Annotated in this window: 19 protein-coding genes; 2 read left to right on the forward strand and 17 right to left on the reverse strand. The window is 32.6% G+C overall.

All coding sequences use genetic code 11. The features are described from left to right. Positions 1 to 122: 122 nt before the first annotated feature. The 7 genes from RC62_RS19040 to clpB form a co-directional block, all read right to left on the reverse strand. Positions 123 to 1,010, reverse strand: a complete 888-nt coding sequence (locus RC62_RS19040; protein ID WP_055097898.1) for a carbon-nitrogen hydrolase — start codon at positions 1,008 to 1,010, stop codon at positions 123 to 125. 163 nt (positions 1,011 to 1,173) lie between these two features. After that, entirely contained in the window at positions 1,174 to 1,647 is a 474-nt protein-coding gene (locus RC62_RS19045) for a DUF6169 family protein (RefSeq protein ID WP_157472585.1), read from the reverse strand. A gap of 319 nt (positions 1,648 to 1,966) precedes the next feature. Then, complete coding sequence (locus RC62_RS19050; RefSeq protein ID WP_055097900.1) at positions 1,967 to 2,377, reverse strand: hypothetical protein; 411 nt, start codon at positions 2,375 to 2,377, stop codon at positions 1,967 to 1,969. Positions 2,378 to 2,704: 327 nt separating this feature from the next. After that, on the reverse strand, positions 2,705 to 3,592 hold the full coding sequence (locus tag RC62_RS19055) for a DUF808 domain-containing protein (RefSeq protein ID WP_055098582.1): 888 nt from the start codon (positions 3,590 to 3,592) through the stop codon (positions 2,705 to 2,707). Positions 3,593 to 4,126: 534 nt separating this feature from the next. Beyond that, positions 4,127 to 5,164: a hypothetical protein gene (locus RC62_RS19060; protein WP_055097901.1), complete on the reverse strand. Its 1,038-nt coding sequence runs from the start codon at positions 5,162 to 5,164 to the stop codon at positions 4,127 to 4,129. A gap of 20 nt (positions 5,165 to 5,184) precedes the next feature. Continuing rightward, entirely contained in the window at positions 5,185 to 5,676 is a 492-nt protein-coding gene (locus RC62_RS19065) for a T9SS type A sorting domain-containing protein (RefSeq protein ID WP_055097902.1), read from the reverse strand. Positions 5,677 to 5,825: 149 nt separating this feature from the next. Next, the gene (gene clpB / locus RC62_RS19070) at positions 5,826 to 8,429 is read right to left on the reverse strand and encodes an ATP-dependent chaperone ClpB (RefSeq protein ID WP_055097903.1); all 2,604 of its coding nucleotides are present in this window, start codon (positions 8,427 to 8,429) and stop codon (positions 5,826 to 5,828) included. A gap of 207 nt (positions 8,430 to 8,636) precedes the next feature. Between clpB and ytxJ the strand changes: the two genes are divergently transcribed. After that, a complete protein-coding gene (gene ytxJ / locus RC62_RS19075) occupies positions 8,637 to 9,026 on the forward strand; it encodes a bacillithiol system redox-active protein YtxJ (protein WP_055097904.1) in 390 nt (129 codons plus the stop codon). Positions 9,027 to 9,123: 97 nt separating this feature from the next. Here ytxJ and RC62_RS19080 read toward each other — a convergent pair whose 3' ends face one another. Together RC62_RS19080 and RC62_RS19085 are read right to left on the reverse strand one after the other, a co-directional pair. Next, positions 9,124 to 10,299 (reverse strand): hypothetical protein, encoded by a 1,176-nt coding sequence (locus RC62_RS19080; RefSeq protein WP_055097905.1) that lies wholly within the window; start codon positions 10,297 to 10,299, stop codon positions 9,124 to 9,126. Then, positions 10,296 to 11,297, reverse strand: coding sequence for a DUF2157 domain-containing protein (locus RC62_RS19085; protein WP_055097906.1), 1,002 nt, complete (start codon positions 11,295 to 11,297; stop codon positions 10,296 to 10,298). The genes RC62_RS19080 and RC62_RS19085 overlap by 4 nt, the downstream gene beginning before the upstream one ends. Positions 11,298 to 11,512: 215 nt before the next feature. Here RC62_RS19085 and RC62_RS19090 point away from each other — a divergent pair, with 215 nt between their 5' ends. After that, positions 11,513 to 12,574, forward strand: a complete 1,062-nt coding sequence (locus tag RC62_RS19090) for a polysaccharide lyase family 1 protein (protein ID WP_082421332.1) — start codon at positions 11,513 to 11,515, stop codon at positions 12,572 to 12,574. A 95-nt stretch (positions 12,575 to 12,669) separates the two neighbouring features. Here RC62_RS19090 and argH read toward each other — a convergent pair whose 3' ends face one another. The 8 genes from argH to RC62_RS19130 form a co-directional block, all read right to left on the reverse strand. Beyond that, positions 12,670 to 13,950 (reverse strand): argininosuccinate lyase, encoded by a 1,281-nt coding sequence (argH, locus tag RC62_RS19095; protein WP_055097908.1) that lies wholly within the window; start codon positions 13,948 to 13,950, stop codon positions 12,670 to 12,672. A 228-nt stretch (positions 13,951 to 14,178) separates the two neighbouring features. Further along, positions 14,179 to 15,249: a M20 family metallo-hydrolase gene (locus RC62_RS19100; protein WP_055097910.1), complete on the reverse strand. Its 1,071-nt coding sequence runs from the start codon at positions 15,247 to 15,249 to the stop codon at positions 14,179 to 14,181. A 276-nt stretch (positions 15,250 to 15,525) separates the two neighbouring features. Next, complete coding sequence (gene argB, locus RC62_RS19105; protein WP_055097911.1) at positions 15,526 to 16,302, reverse strand: acetylglutamate kinase; 777 nt, start codon at positions 16,300 to 16,302, stop codon at positions 15,526 to 15,528. Positions 16,303 to 16,391: 89 nt separating this feature from the next. Beyond that, on the reverse strand, positions 16,392 to 17,342 hold the full coding sequence (locus RC62_RS19110; RefSeq protein ID WP_055097912.1) for an N-acetylornithine carbamoyltransferase: 951 nt from the start codon (positions 17,340 to 17,342) through the stop codon (positions 16,392 to 16,394). A gap of 85 nt (positions 17,343 to 17,427) precedes the next feature. Continuing rightward, positions 17,428 to 17,817, reverse strand: coding sequence for a GxxExxY protein (locus RC62_RS19115; RefSeq protein ID WP_055097913.1), 390 nt, complete (start codon positions 17,815 to 17,817; stop codon positions 17,428 to 17,430). 103 nt (positions 17,818 to 17,920) lie between these two features. Then, positions 17,921 to 18,679 carry a glutamate 5-kinase gene (gene proB / locus RC62_RS19120; RefSeq protein WP_055098583.1) on the reverse strand — a complete coding sequence of 253 codons (759 nt, stop codon included), beginning with the start codon at positions 18,677 to 18,679 and terminating at the stop codon, positions 17,921 to 17,923. Between the two features lie 190 nt (positions 18,680 to 18,869). Continuing rightward, positions 18,870 to 20,063, reverse strand: a complete 1,194-nt coding sequence (locus RC62_RS19125) for a glutamate-5-semialdehyde dehydrogenase (RefSeq protein WP_055097914.1) — start codon at positions 20,061 to 20,063, stop codon at positions 18,870 to 18,872. Between the two features lie 103 nt (positions 20,064 to 20,166). Next, positions 20,167 to 21,306 carry an aspartate aminotransferase family protein gene (locus RC62_RS19130; protein ID WP_055097915.1) on the reverse strand — a complete coding sequence of 380 codons (1,140 nt, stop codon included), beginning with the start codon at positions 21,304 to 21,306 and terminating at the stop codon, positions 20,167 to 20,169. Between the last annotated feature and the right edge of the window lie 55 nt (positions 21,307 to 21,361).

Raw genomic sequence — 21,361 nt, forward strand, 5'->3', positions numbered from 1 at the left:
TATATATTTTTTAAAAATCCGCTTCGGAACATTCTGAAGCGGATTTTTTTTGTTTTAAAAGAAAAACAAAAAAGGACGAAATATAAATTTCGTCCTTTTTTTTATTTAATGATTCACTGAATTTAGTCGATCGCTCTTTTTGTAATATCACCAAAAGCATCGATTCTTCTGTCTCTGAAAAATGGCCAGTTCTGACGTACATTTTCCTGTAAGTCTAAATCGACTTCGGCAATTAGTATTTCTTCCTGATCATGAGAAGCCTGAGCTAAGATCTCGCCTTGTGGCCCAGCAATAAATGATGCTCCCCAAAACTGAATTCCTTCTGTTCCTTCGATATATTTTTCTAAACCAATTCTATTAGCAGCAGCAACAAAAACTCCGTTTGCTACAGCGTGACCTTTCATTACGTTCATCCAGGCTCCATACTGGTTTTCTCCATATTGTTCTTTTTCTTTTGGATGCCATCCTATTGCAGTTGGATAAAACAATACTTCGGCTCCTTTTAAAGCTGTTATACGAGCAGCTTCCGGATACCATTGATCCCAACAAATAAGGGTTCCAATTTTTCCTTTTTTAGTTTCAATCGCCTGAAAACCTAAATCACCCGGAGTAAAATAGAATTTCTCATAGAAATGCGGATCATCCGGAATATGCATTTTACGGTATAAACCAGCTTCTGTTCCGTCAGTATCGATAATGTAAGCACTATTGTGGTAAATTCCAGCCATTCTTTTTTCGAAGAAAGGAACAATAATTACTACTTCTAATTCTTTTGCCAATTCGCTAAAAGCAATAAACGAAGTACTGTAAAGCGGTTCTGCTAATGCAAAATTGTCTACATCTTCGCTTTGGCAAAAATAATGACTGCTATATAATTCAGGTAATAAGATAACTTCTGCACCTTTATTAGCAGCATCTTTTACCCAGCTAATGCATTTTTTAAGATTATTTTCGGCAACATCATTTAGATTTAACTGTATAACGGCAATTTTATATTTTCTTTTCGGCATGACATAAATTTTAGAGTGCAAAAATAGTAATTTTTAGAGGGATTTCAAAACGAGCAATGTCGGGTGATTTTAAAATTTATAAGCATAGACTTTCGAATCATGTTCCTGTAAAGATTAAAAAGTTACCATTCTTCTGCCGCTTTTTATAAATTATCTTGTAAAATTATTTAAGATTAGCAAATTCTTCAAGTTGTAAATCTACTTTCTCAATAACTTGCTGAAGTTCATAATAATCTGTTTTAAAAATAAATCCTAAATGATAGTTCACGTTCTCTTGTGGAATTTGATATAGAAAATTAACTTTAGAGAATTCATTTTTTTGAGTTTTTATATACCACTTATCAAATAACTTTTTTCTAAAGTCTTGCTTAAAATCGACGCTATCGCAGACATAATATAAAATGAGATTGGGATTTGTAAGAAGATAATCATTTATAATTGCCGTAATCGTAACTTCTATTTCAGGATCATTAAAAAACTTTTGATTATTAGTTTCGCCAAAATCGACAGAATATAAATTTTCAAAAAAATCATTATCAAAGTTCATCTTTCGAAAACTGACAAAATACTTTAAACTGTATTTTGTGGTAAAATAAAAAAGAGGGTCACGACCCTCTTCTAAAATATATTGATACATAAAGTTTATATTCTATTTTTTTCCTAATTTTAATATAATCTCTTTACGATGTTCTTCTTTTAAATCAACCAATTTTTTTAAAACAGAAACTGTTTTAGTATTTGGTTTTATGATTATTGTTTTTTCCATTGTGTTTTGAATTAAAGACAAATGTAAGAAAATATTTTTACATGTGTTTATTTTTGAATAATTTGCTTTTTAAATAACCATATTTCATCTTACAAAATCATACAATTTAAAAAACCATTCTGCATCAATTTAAAAAATTAATTCTTTGCAAAATGGTTTCTAACCTAAAATTTATCTATAAATAACCTAATTATTCAATAACCACTTTTGTAGTTACGAATTCCTTATCTGACTTTTTGAATTTGATTTCGAAAGTTCCTTTTGCAGTTGATTTAAACTTATAAACTGTTTTCTTAGGATCCGGAACTTGTTGTGTACAAACTTCTGATGCGTACTTTGCTTCTACCTGTAAACCTTTATCTATTCCAATTGTTGCCTCTGTAATTTTATTAAATTCACCACAAGCGTTATCTACAATAAATGTTACATCATAACTTAGTTCTTCATTTACTTTTCCGGCAACAGGACCTTTCACTTCTGTTACGAATGCAATTTTTGTAGTTGGCTCAGGAGTACTTGGTTTATCATCATTACTGCAAGAAACTAATACTGTTACTGAAAATAATACTACAAAAACTGTTTTAAATTTAAAATTTTTCATATAAAATAATAATTAATTGTTAATTACTATGAAGATGTAAGAGAGTTGTATTGGTTGCTTTATTAATTTGTTAAATAATTGGATCAAAACATTAAACATTTACAAATCAGCAGATTAATCAAATAAAAAAACACACAAAACAACAGTCATTTCTTATGAAAATTAAATTTTCTGGTATAACATATCCCGGATAGAAAAGATATTGTCCCGATAACTATTGGATATATTAGTATATGGACAATTGATCTTTAAATAAGGAATTGGTTTTCACAAAAAAAACACTAGCCTTTCGACTAGTGTTTTTTGATATTTGTATGTGAGAACAGTTTATGCTATTTCTTTCTTTTTAAATATTTTTTTGATTAGGTTTACAATAGCTAAAACCCCAAATCCTAATACAATACCTACTACAAATTCATTTATTATTACAGGTATATTAATTTTAGGTGAAAGATGATGAAAAAATGGGATATAATGCACAAAGATTCCACCTGCAACCAAAATTAATGCTATTGTACCAATCACCGTTAAACTTTTAATTACTATAGGAAGAGCTTTAACTAATATATTCCCTATAAATTTTGACAGGCTTTTTTCTTTTTTGCTAAATTTAATAAGTTTATAACCTGCTTCATCCATTCTAACAATAAGTGCAACAATACCGTAAACACCAATGGTTGCAATTAATGCAATTATCGAAGTTACAATAATTTGTTGTATAAGTGGTTCATCAATTACGGTACCTAGAGCAATAATTACGATTTCTACAGATAAAATAAAATCGGTTACAATAGCTGATTTTACTTTTCCTTTTTCAGCTTCCAAAATTTCTTCTTCGGTTAAATTTTCAGCTGTTATTCCTGCAGATTTTTCGTGGCTGTGTGGGAATATAAATTCATAGATTTTTTCCGCTCCTTCATAGGCCAAAAATAATCCTCCCAATACAAGGATTACAATAATTGCAACTGGCAAAAATGCACTTAATAAAAAAGCTATTGGTAAAATAATTATTTTATTAAGGAGTGAACCTTTACTTATTGCCCACAATACCGGAAGTTCTCTCGATGAAGCAAATCCTGAAGCTTTCTCAGCATTTACAGCCAAATCATCGCCTAAAATTCCAGCTGTTTTTTTTGCTGCAATTTTACTCATTACTGCAACATCATCCATAATTGCTGCGATATCATCTAATAGAACGAAAAAACCTGATGCCATTATTCTTGCTTTTTTTTGAAGAAACAACGTAATTAATTGATAATGTGTATCAAAAAAATTAAGGTGTTTTATGATTTATTTTTGCTAAACTAATACTTTTTGATCAAATCTATCCTTACAATTTTACCATAATTGTATTTTTATTTTTGTTAAAATAAAACATACTGAATAGATTGTTCTATTTTAGAATAAGCTTCTTTTTACTAAACAAAGCTTAACTGCATTGTCCTAAAAGTACCCAAATAATAATAAAAACGAAGATGGTACCAAAACATCCTCCACCTAGTTTTTTTGCTCCGTAACCTGCCAGTAATCCTCTAAAAATATTATTCATAATGTCTTTGTTTTTAAGTTATTATTCAATTGATTATTGTGTAAACACACTCATGTAAAGTTGATAACTTAATCTTAAAATCTTTTTATATGACTTTTAAAAAAAGTTTCATGATTTACGGATTTGAAATTTCTAACAAAAAAGCATCTGTTATATAACTGATGCTTTTTTGTTTAATAATTATTAAAAGGAATTATAATTTAATCAGTAGTAACACTATAACCTCTGTTTATTAAAGTTGTCTTATCTATAATACCCTGTCCTGTAGGAGGAGCTGGAGGATTTTGAGCATGTAATTCAATGGTGTTTTTTGAAGTTAAATTTAATAATTTGCTTAGAATTAAATTAACTTGGGAATTTGGAAGTGCATTATGTCTAAAGCTAACAATTCCGGAATTATTAACAAAAGATAATAATGGAACATCAATAGAATTTAGACTAGGATTAAGTCTAAAAGCAAGACCCTGTGATTTAGTCAATAAAGGAAAAGAAATTGAGACTAAAGATTGATTATTAAAAATATCAATATCATCATTTCCTTCTAATATTTTTAAGGCAGGAAATATAATTGAAATTAATTTTTCGTTATTTGTTATATTTAAATTACTATAAACTTCAATAAGATTGTTGAAATTTATAGTAACTAATTTTAAATTATAATTTACATTTAGATTGATTAATCTTTTTACTACAGATAAATCTAAAGTTGTTAAATTTGTAGTACCATTTACATAAATATTTTCTGTGTAAGGACCAAACTCAGCTGCTATTTGTGCCGCTGCCTGCTGATCCGTAATATCTCCGGTTATTACGATACTTGTTTTTCCTTGATTTTGGCTGCTTCCGGAATATAAAGCATAAGGAACACTTAAAAGCTGGCTTGTACCACTAATTGTGTAATTAGTTCCTCCAGTTGGGTCAATTTCAGTTTTGATAAAGTGTGATCCTGCACCCCAACCTATCCCTGCAAAAGTTCCGGTAACAGGTGTTCCTCCACCTATTTCTATCGTAGCTAATCCGTTATTGTTTGTTGTTGCTGTTTGGGTTTCTACATAACTTGCTGTGCCACTTGCTGATCCTAATAAAATACTTGTTTTTATATTTACTAAAGTGTTCGCAACCAATGTTCCATCTGTTTTACGAATAACAGATTGGTAACTCATTTTTTGTGGAGCCTGTGCTAATAAAATCGTAAATGAACTTAATAAGAATGATAATACAAGAGTAATTTTTTTCATATGTTTCTGCTATTTTGATATTATTTTTTAATGATTTTAAAAGTTTTTATTGTTTTGTTATGATCATTTATTGCCAGAAAATAAATTCCCTGATTCAATTTTTGCATAGATATGCTTGTTTCAGAACTGGTTATTTTTGAATTTCCTGAGATTATTTTTCCATTTATGTCAAATAAATTATACGATAAATCATTTAATTTGTCATTTACAACTACTAAATTCAGTATATCAGTCGTTGGGTTTGGATATGCAGACATTACAAGATTGATTCCGGTAAATTCATCATTACCTAACGTAGCGATCTCATAAGGTTGTTGTATACCTTGCAAGATATATTCAGTAGCTCCCGTTAAACTAGTATAAACCGTCTGCCCAATAGAATAACTGGATGAACCTCCGGCTCCGGTAGCATTTCCTCCTGAAACTACAACAGTTTGCTGTGCATAAGTATTTGTTATAAATGAAATACAGGTAATAAATAAGATTAAAAGAGTTTGTTGGTTTCTTTTCATATAATTGTTTTAATTGTTAGTACTTCAAATATATATTAATTCTTACATAAAAGCAGTATTGCAAATGAGGTAATCATAAAAATGACATAAAAAAAACACCAGCCTTTCAGCTGGTGTTTGTCTCAAAAAAATAAAAACCAAAAAAATAATTATTTTTCAATATGGGTTTGGTTTCTAAATACCAATTGCCCATCAAATGCATCTATTAAAATAATGCTGTCTGTTGTAATATTTCCTGCCAAAATTTCTTTTGACAATTGATTCAGTACTTCTCTTTGTACGACGCGTTTTACCGGTCTTGCACCAAACTGCGGATCGTAACCTTTATCAGATAAATATTTAATCGCTTCCGGAGTTGCATCCATTGCAATACCTTGTAAAGCAAGCATTTTTGTTACACTCTTAAGCTGTAAACTCACAATTCTTGAAATGTTTTCTACTGTTAAAGGTGTAAACATTACAATTTCGTCTATACGGTTTATAAATTCCGGACGAACAGTTTGCTTCAACAATCCCAAAACTTCAACTTTTGCTGATTCTGTAGCTGATTCAATACTTCCTTTCAGGTTTTCAAATTTATCTTGTATGATCTGACTTCCCATGTTAGATGTCATGATGATAATTGTATTTTTAAAATCGGCCAAACGTCCTTTGTTATCTGTTAATCGGCCTTCATCAAGAACTTGTAACAGAATATTAAAAGTATCCGGATGTGCTTTTTCGATCTCGTCCAGCAAAATCACAGAATATGGTTTTCTACGTACTGCTTCCGTCAATTGGCCACCTTCGTCATAACCAACATATCCCGGAGGCGCACCCACTAAACGACTCACACTATGACGTTCCTGATATTCACTCATATCGATACGAGTCATGGCATTTTCATCATCAAAAAGATATTCGGCCAAAGCTTTTGCAAGCTCTGTTTTACCAACTCCTGTTGTTCCTAAAAACAAGAATGTTCCAACTGGTTTTTTCATGTCCTGCAATCCTGCACGGCTTCTGCGAACGGCATCACTTACGGCTTCAATAGCTTCTTCCTGACCTACAACACGTTTGTGTAATTCATCTTCAAGATGCAATAGTTTTTCACGTTCTGTCTGAAGCATTTTCATTACCGGAATTCCGGTCCATTTTGCTACGACTTCTGCAATATCTTCTCGCGTTACTTCTTCTTTGATCAAAGAATTTCCTGATTGATATTCCTGCAACTGTTTTAGTAAAACATCAAGACGTTCTTGTGCTTCTTTTATTTTTCCGTAACGAATCTCTGCTACTTTTCCGTAGTCTCCATCACGCTCTGCACGCTCTGCTTCGTATTTAAAATCTTCAATTTCTTGTTTTACAGTCTGAATTCCGTCAACAACATCTTTTTCTGATTTCCATTTTGCATAAATTTCATTGCGTTCTTCTTTAAGATTCGCCAAATCCATGTGCAGGATTTTCAGTTTACTTTCTTCTTTTTCACGTTTAATGGCTTCGATCTCAATTTCAAGCTGCATGATTTTTCGATCCAGAACATCTAATTCTTCAGGTTTCGAATTGATTTCCATACGCAATTTTGAAGCTGCCTCATCCATCAAATCGATCGCTTTATCCGGTAAGAAACGGTTTGTAATATAGCGTTGAGAAAGTTCTACTGCTGCAATAATTGCCTCATCTTTTATTTGAACTTTATGATGCGTTTCATACTTTTCCTTGATTCCGCGTAAAATAGAAATTGCACTTTCGGTATCCGGTTCATCAATTAGAACTTTTTGAAAACGACGCTCTAAGGCTTTATCTTTTTCAAAATATTTTTGATATTCATCTAAAGTAGTTGCTCCAATCGCTCTTAACTCACCACGAGCCAAAGCTGGTTTTAAGATATTTGCCGCATCCATTGCGCCTTCTCCTCCACCCGCACCTACAAGTGTGTGAATCTCATCAATAAACAAAACGATATCACCTTCTGCAGCCGTAACTTCTTTTACAACGGCTTTTAAACGTTCTTCAAATTCTCCTTTAAATTTAGCCCCGGCAATAAGCGCTCCCATATCCAGTGAGAAAACAATTTTATCTTTTAGGTTTTCAGGTACATCACCATCAACAATTCTGTGTGCCAAACCTTCTGCGATGGCTGTTTTACCAACTCCTGGCTCTCCCACTAACATTGGGTTGTTTTTTGTTCTGCGGGTCAAAATCTGCAAAACACGACGTATTTCTTCATCACGGCCAATTACCGGATCAAGTTTTCCGTCACGCGCTAATTCGTTTAGGTTTTTAGCGTATTTATTTAATGAATTATATGTTTCTTCAGCTGAAGCCGATGTTACTCTTTCTCCTTTACGAAGTTCTTCAATCGCTGCTTTTAAACCTTTTCCTGTAACTCCCTGATCTTTTAAAATCTGGGAAACTTTGCTTTTTGAATCGAAAATTGCTAAAATTAAATGTTCGATAGAAACATATTCATCGTTCATTTTCTGAGCAATAATCTCCGCTTCATTCAACGCTTTATTTGCGTCTCTGGAAAGTAAAATATCTCCCCCGGAAACTTTTGGAAAACTTTGAATAGTACTGTCTAATATTTGTAAAAACAACGGAACATTTACATTTAGTTTTTTTAAAATAAACGGTGCTACATTTTCATCTACTTCAAAAATAGCTTTAAAAATGTGTTCGTTTTCTATTTGCTGCTGTCCGTTGCGTTGCGCCAATTGCTGTGATAGCTGAATGGCTTCCTGCGACTTAATTGTAAATTTATTTATGTTCATATGTATACGATTTAGGTTTGATTTTTGACTATAAAGTTCGATATCATTAAAATTACAATTTATTGGATTAAATTTTTAACTTTAAATATTATAACTTTGCTAAAGATCAGTCAAATTATATTCCACACTAAAAATACAGACAAAATGACGCTGAAAAAGTGATTTTTATCATTTTTAAACGCCAAAAAGTCATAAAACAAGTCAAATATGAGTTTTTTTAATTCAATCTTCGGAAATTCAGATAATACGGATGCCCCAAAAAGTAATGTAAATTGGACAGAATTGACCGATGTAGCACAATTATTAGAAGTTACAGCAATATCAAATGAAAAGCCGGTTGTAATTTTTAAACACAGTACAAGATGCAGTATTAGCCGTATGGCTTTGAAACAATTTGAACGTGAATACGATTTAAATGATACTGTTGATGCTTATTTTTTAGATCTAATTGTGCACAGAGATATATCTAATGAAATTGCCAGCAGGTTTAATGTATATCACGAATCTCCACAACTGATCCTAATCAGAAACGGAAAAGCTGTTTATGATGTTTCTCACAGCGATATTGATGCTGTAGCTTTGAAAGAGAAAATATAAATTTCAGGTAAAATGATTTTTGCAAAATGTGAGATGTGAATTTAAAAGATAAGCTCTGCATCTCACATTTTACATTTTACAACATCATTCACAAAAATTAAAAAGTTCCTTCTGAACCTCCACCGCTAAAACCTCCTCCTCCAAAATCCATTGGAGAATCCGGAACTTTTGCTTCTGGTTTTATTCCAAAAGTTGAGGCAACTATTAAAGCTTCAGCATTTAAAATTACGTTTGAATTGTTAATTCTATCCGGCTTAAACGTCAATCCAACTTCATTATCTTTTAGTTTTTTTATCGAAAAATAAGCGATTGTAAACAACACTAATCCTCCAAGAGTCAGCGCTACTTCTATGGGTAAAACTGAATAGTAGAATCTTATCGTATAAATTGAAAATCCGATAGCCAAAAAGCTAATCCAAAGCATAATTCTGTCTTTTGTTTTTAAGGCCTGAATCAAATAAACAACAGGAATGATAAAAGTAAAAGCATAAAAGAAAACTGCAAACGGAATATCTTGCCCAGGAACCACTTCATTACCCAAAAGTTCAGAAGAAAGTTCTCTCACTACCAAATAATTGCAAGAAAGGTAAAACAATATCAAACAAAAACTATTGGCTAATAATAATCCATTATGATAATAACTTACCTTTAGATTCTTAATTAATCTTTTCGTGAAAAAGTAAAATACACCTGAAGTCAGCATCGCTACAAATGGCAAAATTGTTTTTCCGATATCTCCAAATTCAAACATTCCAAAAAACAAAACTCCTACAGCTGCCAAACAGAAAACCAATAAAGACAATAAATGCAAATACCTTCTGTACATAAAAAAAGAAGCTACTGCGACAAAAAGCGCTATTTGTATTTCATAACCTTCAGTAGTTATAGCAATAGCAAACCCTACATTTAAAAGTGCCCCTAAAATAAAAGCATCGTCTAAACCATGTCCATAATACTTTTGACTAGCCAAAAACTCTGCTCCGGCAAAACCAATTGCCGCAAAAATATAACAGCAAATATTAAAAAAAGTACGTTCAGAATTAGAACCTGTTAATCCTAATAATGCGATTACACCACATACAGATAAATACAAAAATGCTCCCAATAAAAAGAAACCTAATCGCACCAAAATATTACTTTGTCTCTTAAATGCCGGTAATTCTTTTTTAATTATATTCTTTTGCTCTTTACTAATAAATCCAGCAGATTCTAAAGAATTTGCTTCTTCAACTAAAGCTAAATTGTTTAATAAATTTTTATCGTATACTATCATGCTGCAATTTCTTTATTGAAGGTTTTAATCAATTTTATAAACATTATTATAGAGCCAATAAAATATATTGGAAGGATCATAATAAACAAAACCCATACATCTGAAAAATTAATGTTCTCCATAATTCTGATAAAGAATATATTAATACCAATATAGGCGTATATAATCATAAAAACATATAATGAAATTGCCTTAAGTTCATGGCTGATTTTGTAAAAATAAAAAGAAGAAGCTGCCAAGACAATTAGAAACAAAAACCATATTCCGTTCTCAAAATACTCAAACAAACTGCTAATTGCTGCAATACTAATGATATGCAAAGCAAAAGTGAGATAGATAATATTAAAATGTACTTTTAATTGATTTCTGGAGCTGTAAATTGTCCATAAAACAAGTAGGACTCCTAAAATTATGGCTGAATAACTTAAGCTCTGATCCTCATAAAAATTACTGTTATTTAGCAAATCCTGAGGTGTTACAGAAAGTCCAACATAGGCAGCCAATCCTGTAATAGCAATCGTGAGAACGCTTTTATTATCAAAATAATACGCGCAAAAGAAACTAACCAAGGTAGGAATTAAAGTTGCTAATCTAAAATTTGATCCAAACGGCTTATATTGAAATTGTAAATATCCAATAAAAATACAAGTCAAAATACTGGCAGCTAAAACCAAATACTCTAAAACAGGATGTTCAAATGTAGTTTCTTGTTTTTGAAATCCTTTTGAATTTTTAAAACAGTAGTAAAAGCATACACCAATCACAACTAATAAAAGTGAAAGAATTCCAATATGTCCAATAGTATCAATATTGTTATAAATTAAAATACCAATTCCGGATGTAAATAATAACACAGATAGATAGAGAAATAATTTAAGCTCTGCATTTAACGAAAAAATATTTAAGCTGCGATATGCACTAATTTCCTGATATTGATTTTCAGTTATTAGATTTTTCTCCAACAGTGCTTTAGTTGCCTGGTCATCAAACTTATTCATATTTTAATTTTATAAACATACAAATCAAAAATAGTCTTTTTTGTTTGAATAAATCTTTGACAGTAAAAATAAACCTACTAAACCTGTGTTTTATCTACCATAAATTATAATATTTTGAGAAAATAATAGTTTATAAATTTTATTAAACTAAATTCGTGTAATCGATTACATTGAACTATCTAAACAAAAACCACAAAAAAAAACTTAGTCTAAAAATGAAAAAAAATCTTATAGTGCTCTTTCTCTTATGGAGCATATCGAATGTTTTTGCACAAAATTATTATATGGAATCTCCTGAAGGATTTGGCGCTGCTGCTACCGGAGGCAAAAACTCAACTCCTGTTGTAGTAAACACTTACGAAGATTTACTGGCAAAAATTAAGTCAAATTCTCCCGAAGTAATTTTAATATCCGGAACCATTACAATTCCTAATGGAAAGCCCATACAGCAAATCGTTTCTAACAAATCTATAATAGGATTGCCGGGAGCCAGACTCGTTAATGAAAACCAATCTAATCCCGGAGCTGGCATTTTATATTTAAAATCAGGGTCTGATAATGTGATTATAAGAAATTTAATTTTTGTTGGTCCCGGATCGTATGATATTGACGGACAGGATAATTTAACGGCAGATTGTACCAACCTTTGGGTAGATCACTGTGAGTTTCAGGACGGTCAGGACGGGAATTTTGACAATAAAGGAAAAACAGATAATGTCACTATATCATGGTGTAAATTTACATACCTAAAAGCTCCAAAATCAGGAGGTTCCGGAGGAGCTGATGATCATAGTTTCAGCAATTTAATTGGTTCCGGTAAAAATGATTTTCCTGCCGATGGACATTATAGCATAACTTTTAAAAATTGTTACTGGGCTCAAGGATGTAAGCAAAGAATGCCACGCGCCCGAAATGCCGAAATTCATATTTTAAATTGCTACTACAACACGTCAGAATCCGGTTCTTTGGCTATTGGTTTAGGCGGAGGAATTAAAAACTCAACTTGTTATGTAGAAGATACTGATTTTGCAAAAGTTGAAAAAGTATTTAAAGAATACTCCAGTACAGATGGAGGAACTGTTGGAATTGCTTTTGACCACTGTCGTAAAGGTCCAATGGATTTTGGTACACCGGTAAAAAAACCTTCTTATACGTATACAACAATTCCTTTAGGAAAAGTAGAAGAATATGTAGCTAATACGTCGTGTGGTGCCGGAGCAACGCTTCAGGTAAGTTCAACGGGTGTTATCTCTACAAATTGCACTAATAAAAGTTAATATACTTTTACAGCGTAAAAAAACCGATTTGAACAGTAGTACAAATCGGTTTTTATTTTACATTAACATTTCACTTTTATAATAGAGACAGTTTACTAAAAAGCAGCTTTCATTTTATCTTTAATAGCTTCTAAGCATAAATTATTGATACTGCCTTCGTGTGTGTGTTTTGTTTCTTTTGGAGATTGATATGTTCCTGCTTCTAGTTGTTCTGCAACAGCTTTGTATGCATCTCTAAAAGGCATTCCTGCAACAACCATTTCGTTTAAAGTATCTACTGTAAACAGATAATCGTATTTTTTATCTTTTAAGATATTGTCTTTTACCGTAATATCTTTTACAGAGAAAATCGCAATATCCAAACATGCTTTTAGGTTTTGAAGCGCTGGGAACAAACCTTCTTTTAAAAGCTGTAAATCTCTATGGTAACCACTTGGTAAATTATTAGTGATTAATGTGATTTCGTACGGAAGTGCCTGAATCTTGTTGCATTTTCCTCTAATCAATTCAAATACATCAGGATTTTTCTTGTGTGGCATAATGCTCGATCCTGTTGTAAGATGCGCCGGAAGACCAATAAAATCAAAGTTTTGACTCATATACAAACAAACATCCATGGCAAATTTCGATAAAGTTCCCGCAACACTTGCCATTGCAAATGCAACGGTTTTCTCTGCTTTTCCGCGGCTCATTTGTGCTGCTACAGCATTAAATTTTAAAGTCTCGAAGCCTAATTCCTGAGTTGTAAATGTTCTGTTGATTGGGAACGAACTTCCGTAACCTGCCGCAGAACCTAATGGGTTTTGATCAACGATTTTTGAAGCGGCGTTCAACATTGTAACGTCATCAATAAAACTTTCGGCGTAAGCAGAAAACCACATTCCAAATGAGGATGGCATGGCGATTTGTAAATGTGTATATCCTGGCAATAAAACGTTTTGGTGTTTTTCTGCCGATTCCATCAACAAATCAAACAAGGTTTTAACTTGTTCTTTTAAGGCTTTTAATTCGTCTTTCAAATACAAATGAACATCTACTAGAACCTGATCGTTACGAGAACGCGCGGTATGGATTTTCTTTCCGGCATCGCCTAGTTTTACGGTTAGTAAATATTCTATTTTAGAATGTACGTCTTCAAAACTGTCTTCGATTTCGAAGTTTCCTTTTGCAACGTCAGCAATGATTTCATTTAAGGCATCAACCAAAGAAGTGGTTTCTTCCTGAGTTAATAAACCAATTTGACCCAACATTTTAGCGTGTGCAATAGAACCTAAAGCATCGTATTTTGCCAAAACTAAATCGAGTTCACGATCGTTACCTACGGTGAAATGTTCGATTTGTTTGTCTGTTGGTATTCCTTTTTCCCAAAGTTTCATAACTTAGATTTTTAGACTTCTTAGATAATTTAAATTGTTAGACTGCTTAGACTTTAGACTTCTTAGATTCTAGATTTTTTTCTTTGCGGTTTATTTTTCTAATTTATTCTAATGTTGTCGTTTATACAGTTGGTGTTTCTAGCCCCGATAGTAGTGGAAATCCTTTTTCTGGCTTCTTTAGCCAGGAAAAGATTGGAACAAATAGCGGGAAATAGCTCCTAATTAATATTACAATTTAAAGAAATCGGTTAGTATTTTGATATATAAATCGACTCCTTCTTCTATTTCGTTTACAAAAATAAATTCGTCTGCTGAATGTGAACGCAATGTTTCTCCTGGCCCTAGTTTTAAAGACTGACAGCTTAAAACGGATTGATCTGAAAGTGTTGGAGATCCATAAGTGGTTCTTCCTAAAGCGATTCCCGCCTGAACTAAACCATGTGCAACAGGAATTGACGATGCGTTTAAATGCATTGATCTTGGTGTTACTTCGGCATTTACGTTGGCTTTAACCACTTCAAGAATTTCAGCATTTGTATAACGATCTGTTACGCGAATATCAACTACCAAATCACACTCTGAAGGCACTACATTATGTTGTTTTCCGGCACTAATTTGCGTTACGGTCATTTTTACGGGACCTAAAACATCAGAGATTTTATCGAATTTATAGTTTTTAAACCATTCCATTACGGGAATTGATTTGTAAATTGAATTATCATCGTTTTGATGTGCGGCGTGGCTTGCAGTTCCTTTTACTTTTACGTCAAGAACTAACAAACCTTTCTCAGCAACAGCAAGTTGCATTAATGTTGGTTCGCCTACAATGGCGCAATCTAATTCTGGTAAATGTTTTAAAACGCTGTTTAAACCGTTTTTTCCGCTGCTTTCTTCTTCTGCCGAAGCTACAATTACTATATTATAAGGCAGATTTTGATTTTCATAAAAGTGAACAAAAGTCGCTAATAACGAAACCAGACATCCTCCGGCATCATTACTTCCCAAACCGAATAATTTACCGTCCTTTTCGATGGCTTTAAAAGGATCGTTGGTGTAAGCCTGATTTGGTTTTACGGTATCGTGATGTGAATTTAGTAAAAGTGTTGGTTTGTTTTCGTCGAAATATTTATTGAAAGCCCAAACATTATTATTTTCTCTTTTAAAAGGAATTTCATTTTGATTGAACCAATTTTCTATTAAAAGTGCCGTCTGGTCTTCTTCGCTTGAAAATGAAGGGGTTTCTATCAGGCTTTTTAATAGTGCTATGGCTTCTTTGGTAAGCGTTTCTATATTCTTCATAGTTGTGTAGGTTCTGCCGTTATCCCGATAGCTATCGGGACAAAGTCACGAAGTTTTTATTAAATCTGTGACATTTTTAATTTGCGCAAATTTCTTAAATTAAAATTTAAAAGTACTGCGAAGCTCTCTTTTTTTGCCACTAATTGCAGTGATTTTCACAAATTATCTTTTTGTAAAAGATTTAAAATCAAAATAACTTTTTTATGTACTTCTAAAATTATTTTCTCTTTAAACAGAAAAAATTAGTGTCAATTTGTGTAATTCGTGGCAATCTCTTTATAAAGTAATCGTTGTGTGCAGAACATCAGGATTTTGCAACATTTTATGATGCCCAATTTTGATTTTCTGAACACCTCTTGACAAACTATTGAAGCAATTATCCAGTTTTGGAATCATTCCGGAATGGATTACTTTTTCTTCTTTTAGTTTATTATAAAGTTTTTCGTTGATTTGAGTTATTACAGATGAATCGTCTTCTGAATCTTGCAAAACACCTTGTTTTTCGAAACAATATGTCAATGTAACGTCAAAAACTTCAGACAATGCGATAGACAATTCGCTCGCAATAGTATCAGCATTTGTGTTTAATAATTGTCCGTTTTTATCGTGTGTGATCGCGCAGAAAACGGGAACGATTCCTGTTTCTAATAAAGTGGCTAATAATTTGGTATTGACCAGTTTTACATCGCCCACAAATCCGTAATCGATTGTTGGATGATTTCGTTTTGTAGATTGAATTAAATTTCCGTCAGCTCCAGAAAAACCAATTGCGTTATTGTCTTTGGCTTGCAATTGTGCTACAATATGTTTGTTGATTTGTCCGGCGTAAATCATTACGACAACATCAAGCATTGGAGCATCAGTTATTCGGCGTCCGTCAATCATTTGCGGAACCAAACCAATGCTCTGCGCCATTTTTGTAGCCGATTTTCCTCCGCCGTGAACTAAAACTTTATGTCCTTCGATTTTAGAAAAATCGGTTAAAAATTGTTCTAACTCGGTTGGATTATCGATAATGTTTCCGCCAATTTTTATTAAAGTAACTTTTTTCATGAGGTTCAAAGGTTCAGAGGAACAAAGGGACAAAGCTTAGATTCAGTATGTAAAAACCTCTGAACCTTCAACTTTACACCTTTGTACCTTTATTTTAACTTCTTAAGAATCTTTTGTAAAACTAATTGTGCCGAATACGTTCTGTTATTCGCTTGCTGAATTACGATTGAATTTTCGCTGTCGATCACTTCATCAGTTACAATTACGTTACGACGAACGGGAAGACAGTGCATGAATTTTCCGTTGTTGGTTAACGCCATTTTTTCGGCCGTAACCGTCCAATTTGGATCTATATTAGTTACTTTTCCGTAATCGTTGAAGTTACTCCAGTTTTTTACGTAAACGAAATCGGCATTTTCAAAAGCTTTGTTTTGATCGTATTCGATTTTGCAATCTTTGGTGATTTCAGGACTCAGCTCGTAACCTTCTGGATGCGTGATTACAAAATCCATATCTTTTTGCATTTGCATCATTTCTACGAATGAATTGGCAACGGCTTGTGGTAAAGCTTTCGGATGTGGCGCCCAGGACAAAACTACTTTTGGTTTGTGTTTTGTTTTGTATTCTTCCATTGTAATGGCATCTGCCAAAGATTGCATTGGGTGACGAACGGCACTTTCCATGTTTACGATTGGCACGGTTGCGTGTTTCAAAAATCCGGAAATAACGGTTTCTTGATAATCTTTTTCTTTGTCTACCAAACCTGCAAAAGCACGGATGGCGATAATATCACAATATTGAGAAACTACTTCTGCCGCTTCTTTGATATGTTCTGAAGCACCGGAATTCATAATTGCTCCGTCTTCGAACTCTAATGTCCAGCCTTCATTGGTAAAATTCATTACCATAACGTTCATTCCTAAGTTTATAGCAGCTTTTTGAGTACTCAAACGCGTTCTTAAACTCGGGTTGAAGAATAACATTCCTAAGGTTTTGTTTTTTCCTAAGTCTTGATTTTTAAGTGGGTTCTTTTTGATTTTTAACGCACTTTTTACCCATTTTGATAATGAGTCGATGTCTTTTATTGAAATATAATTCATTTGTTTTTATTGTATTGTGTATTTAGACGCGGATTAAACTGATTCGCTATCGCGAAAACGCGGATAAAAACTGATTCTTTTTTTTTTACTTTCTCACTTTTCTACTATTTTCGAAAACTTTCCGTCTAAATTCCGGTTTCTTTCCAAAATTCAACAACAAGCCTACTTCGCAGTTTGTGCCTCTTAAATAGTTTAATATTTGGTTTTCAAAAGCAGGACTAATACTTTCTGCTGCTTTTAATTCAAGAATAACTAAATTTTCAACTATTAAATCTGCATAGTATTCTCCAACTTCGATTCCTTTATAATAAACTTGTATTTTCCTTTGACCTTCAACATTTAAACCTCTACTTTTTAATTCTAGATATAATGAGTTTAAATAAACTCTTTCTAAAAATCCATATCCTAATTCATTGTATACCTCATAAAAAGTTTTAATAATAACATCGGTCAATTCCTCATGCAATAATTCCATTTTATCAATTTTGAATGAAATATACTATATTAAATTAAAACAAATATAAAATCCGTTTTTATCCGCGTTTTCGCGATAGCGAATCCGTTTCATCGCGTTATAATTAAACGATTTTGGTAAAAGGAATTTCGCCTTCTAATGCTTTTAAAATAAAATTATCATTTAATCCATTGACGATCCAGGTTTCGATGTTGGCTGCTTTTGCAATTGCAGCTGCTTCTATTTTTGATTGCATTCCACCTGTTCCGTGTGATGATTTCGATTCGCCGATTTCTTTTTCAAGCGTTTTTAAATCATTTACTAATTGAATCGTTTCCGGATTTTCATCATGAATAGAATCTTTGGTATAAATTCCGTTCGTATTGGTGGCAATAATCAGAATATCAACATTTAGCAATACTGCTGTTAAAGCCGCTAATTTATCGTTATCTCCAAACCTGATCTCATCTGTCGCAACAGTATCGTTTTCATTAATAATCGGAATGTAATTGTTCTCGACCAAAACATTAATTGTATTGACAATATTTACTTTAGATTGGTCTTTTTCGAAATCTGAATAAGACAATAAACATTGTGATGTCAATAATCCTAAATCGCTGAAATTCTCATGGAAAATCCGCATTAAATGTGGCTGACCAATTGAGGCTAAAGCTTGTTTTAATGCAATTTCTTTGCCTTTGCTTTCGAGCTTTACAAATTGCTTTGCTGCTGCGATTGCTCCGGAACTTACAATTACAAATTCGTAATCTTTGTTTAGAGCAGCAATCTGCATTCCGAGGTCTTCAATCTTTCCCCGCGAAATATGATTGGTTTCTTTGGTTAAAGTATTACTTCCTATTTTTAATAAAATCCTTTTTTTCATTGTTACTGTTTTTGCCACGAAGACACTAAGGCACTAAGTTTTTTTTACCGCAAAGTTTTCAAAGCTTTATCTATAGTTAAATTCCAAATTTTTAAATTCCAAATTCCAATTCCTACTTTGTGATTAATAAAAAATCTTAAACTAGAAATCGTTAATCCTAAATCTAAAATCTGAACTCTAAAATCTAAAATTATCTAATTTGTCCTTCTCCGTAAACGTACCATTTGTTTGTTACCAAATGTTGCAAACCGATGGGTCCTCTTTGGTGTAACTTATCTGTGCTTATCGCTAATTCTCCACCAAGACCAAATTGTCCGCCGTCTGTAAAACGGGTTGAAGCATTTTGATAAACGGCTGCAGTGTCAACGGCATCCATAAATTCTTGCGCTGCTTTATCGTCTCTGGTAATGATTACTGCCGAATGTCCTCCGCAATATTTATTTATTTTGTCGATTGCATTTTCTTCAGAATCAATGGTTCCGATTACAATTTTATAATCTAAAAACTCTTCGTACCAGATATCTTCATTTTTGAGTGTTTCTGTGTCTTCAAAGCTTTTTAACGATTCATCAACGATTACTTCTACATTAGATTCTTTTAAAGTCTCGATCAAAATAGCCGCAAAACCTTCAAAATTGGGTAATTTAGAATCTATTAAAACCTTATCGACTGCATTACAAGCTGATATTTTTGATGTTTTAGCATTTAAAATAATTTTTAAAGCCAAATCAGTATCTGCTTTTTCATGAACGTAAACAAAATTGTTTCCGCGTCCGCTTACAATTACCGGACAAGTGGCGTGTTGCTTGACAAACTCAATTAATTTTTCTCCTCCTCTTGGAACAATCAAATCTACTTTTTGAGTTGGTTTTTCTAAAAAAGCCTGAGTTTCTGTTCGATTATAATTCAAATACTCCACCCAATCTTTTGAAACTCCGTTTTCCTGTAAAGCCTGATGCCATAAATCAACAATTTTCAAGTTTGATTTTAAAGCTTCTTTTCCTCCTTTTAATAAAATCTTATTTCCGGATTTAAAGGCAATTCCTCCCGCTTCGATTGTAACGTCCGGACGAGATTCATATATAATTAGGATTGTTCCAAAAGCTGCTGTTTTATTCACCACTTTTATTCCATTATCATGAACAAAATGAAAACGCTCTACTCCAACCGGATCTTCTTGTGAAGCCAATTGGTTCAAAGATAAAATCATCTCGTCGACTTTTTTATCATCTACTTTCAGGCGTTCTTCCATCGCTAAATCTGAGCCGTCGTAATCAGCAAGATCTTCCTGATTGGTGAGAATTATTTGACTCCGCTCCTGCTCGACCAGCTTTGCCATAGACCGCAAAACCAGATTGCGTTTTTCAATTGATAATGGATTCATAATTTATAGTTGGTTGGTTGTTTTTTGGTTGTTTCTTTTGATCGAAACTTATTCATACCTAACAGGTTTGGAAACCTGTCAGGATAATATACTTTGCGATAATTTAATTTTGAAGCTCTTCCAAACTTTCTTTTAAAGCTACAATAAAAGTGTCAATATCAGCTTTTTTTACTGTAAGTGGCGGCAAAATTCTTAATAGATTTTTGTTGTTTGCACTTCCTGTAAAAATGTGTTTTTCGATGATTAATTTCTTTCTTAAAGCTGCTACATCAAAATCAAATTCTACTCCAAGCATTAATCCTTTTCCTTTTACCTGTTTGATTCCAGGAACTTCTTTGATTTTTTCTAAGAAATATTCGTAAACTTCATTTACATTTTTCTGTAAATCAAGCTTTTCAATTACATCTAAAACTGCAATTCCTGCTGCACATGATAAGTGACTTCCGCCGAAAGTAGTTCCTAATAATCCGAAACTTGCTTCAAATTTTGGAGAAATTAAAATAGCTCCAACCGGAAATCCGTTCCCCATTCCTTTTGCTACTGAAATAATATCAGCATTGATTCCGTGATGTTGGAAAGCGAAAAATTTTCCGCTTCTTCCGTATCCTGATTGTACTTCGTCTAAAATTAAAACAACATCGTGTTTTTTACATGCTTTTTCTAAAGCCTGAAAAAAATCTGTTGTTCCTTGGTCTAAACCTCCAACTCCTTGAATTCCTTCAATAATTACAGCTGTAACATCTCCTTTAGCTAATTCAGCTTCAACTAATTCAATTTGATTTAAAGGTAAAAAAGTAACTACTTGTTGTGCATTAATTGGTGCAACAATTTTCTTGTTATCTGTAACGGCAACGGCTGCCGAAGTTCTTCCGTGGAAAGAATTATCAAAAGCGATAACTCTTGATTTTCCATTATGAAAAGAAGCTAATTTTAATGCATTTTCGTTTGCTTCAGCTCCAGAACTGCATAAAAACAATTCATAATCTTCTAATCCGGAAAGTTTACCTAATTTCTGAGCCAATTCAACCTGCAAAGGATTCTGAATTGCATTCGAATAAAATCCTAAATGATCTAATTGATTTTTTAGTTTCTCAACATAATCAGGTTGCGTATGGCCAATTGAAATTACACCATGTCCGCTATATAAGTCTAAATATTCCACTCCGTTATTGTCTGTAATTGTGCAGTCTAATGCTTTTACAGGAGTTATATCATAAAGTGGGTATACGTTAAATAAATTCATTTCTCTTAAAGTTAAATGTTATTTGTAAAATGCTGGATGTTTAAGTAAAGACGTT

Origin of the sequence: Flavobacterium aquidurense, assembly GCF_001404985.1 — a bacterium.
GTDB lineage: Bacteria > Bacteroidota > Bacteroidia > Flavobacteriales > Flavobacteriaceae > Flavobacterium > Flavobacterium aquidurense_B.

What these genes read in the sequence shown, in the direction of transcription:
- RC62_RS19040 (WP_055097898.1), bottom strand. Translation starts at nt 1,010, where the DNA reads ATGCCGAAAAGAAAATATAAAATTGCCGTTATACAGTTAAATCTAAAT.
- RC62_RS19045 (WP_157472585.1), bottom strand. Translation starts at nt 1,647, where the DNA reads ATGTATCAATATATTTTAGAAGAGGGTCGTGACCCTCTTTTTTATTTT.
- RC62_RS19050 (WP_055097900.1), bottom strand. Translation starts at nt 2,377, where the DNA reads ATGAAAAATTTTAAATTTAAAACAGTTTTTGTAGTATTATTTTCAGTA.
- RC62_RS19055 (WP_055098582.1), bottom strand. Translation starts at nt 3,592, where the DNA reads ATGGCATCAGGTTTTTTCGTTCTATTAGATGATATCGCAGCAATTATG.
- RC62_RS19060 (WP_055097901.1), bottom strand. Translation starts at nt 5,164, where the DNA reads ATGAAAAAAATTACTCTTGTATTATCATTCTTATTAAGTTCATTTACG.
- RC62_RS19065 (WP_055097902.1), bottom strand. Translation starts at nt 5,676, where the DNA reads ATGAAAAGAAACCAACAAACTCTTTTAATCTTATTTATTACCTGTATT.
- clpB (WP_055097903.1), bottom strand. Translation starts at nt 8,429, where the DNA reads ATGAACATAAATAAATTTACAATTAAGTCGCAGGAAGCCATTCAGCTA.
- ytxJ (WP_055097904.1), top strand. Translation starts at nt 8,637, where the DNA reads ATGAGTTTTTTTAATTCAATCTTCGGAAATTCAGATAATACGGATGCC.
- RC62_RS19080 (WP_055097905.1), bottom strand. Translation starts at nt 10,299, where the DNA reads ATGATAGTATACGATAAAAATTTATTAAACAATTTAGCTTTAGTTGAA.
- RC62_RS19085 (WP_055097906.1), bottom strand. Translation starts at nt 11,297, where the DNA reads ATGAATAAGTTTGATGACCAGGCAACTAAAGCACTGTTGGAGAAAAAT.
- RC62_RS19090 (WP_082421332.1), top strand. Translation starts at nt 11,513, where the DNA reads ATGAAAAAAAATCTTATAGTGCTCTTTCTCTTATGGAGCATATCGAAT.
- argH (WP_055097908.1), bottom strand. Translation starts at nt 13,950, where the DNA reads ATGAAACTTTGGGAAAAAGGAATACCAACAGACAAACAAATCGAACAT.
- RC62_RS19100 (WP_055097910.1), bottom strand. Translation starts at nt 15,249, where the DNA reads ATGAAGAATATAGAAACGCTTACCAAAGAAGCCATAGCACTATTAAAA.
- argB (WP_055097911.1), bottom strand. Translation starts at nt 16,302, where the DNA reads ATGAAAAAAGTTACTTTAATAAAAATTGGCGGAAACATTATCGATAAT.
- RC62_RS19110 (WP_055097912.1), bottom strand. Translation starts at nt 17,342, where the DNA reads ATGAATTATATTTCAATAAAAGACATCGACTCATTATCAAAATGGGTA.
- RC62_RS19115 (WP_055097913.1), bottom strand. Translation starts at nt 17,817, where the DNA reads ATGGAATTATTGCATGAGGAATTGACCGATGTTATTATTAAAACTTTT.
- proB (WP_055098583.1), bottom strand. Translation starts at nt 18,679, where the DNA reads ATGAAAAAAAGGATTTTATTAAAAATAGGAAGTAATACTTTAACCAAA.
- RC62_RS19125 (WP_055097914.1), bottom strand. Translation starts at nt 20,063, where the DNA reads ATGAATCCATTATCAATTGAAAAACGCAATCTGGTTTTGCGGTCTATG.
- RC62_RS19130 (WP_055097915.1), bottom strand. Translation starts at nt 21,306, where the DNA reads ATGAATTTATTTAACGTATACCCACTTTATGATATAACTCCTGTAAAA.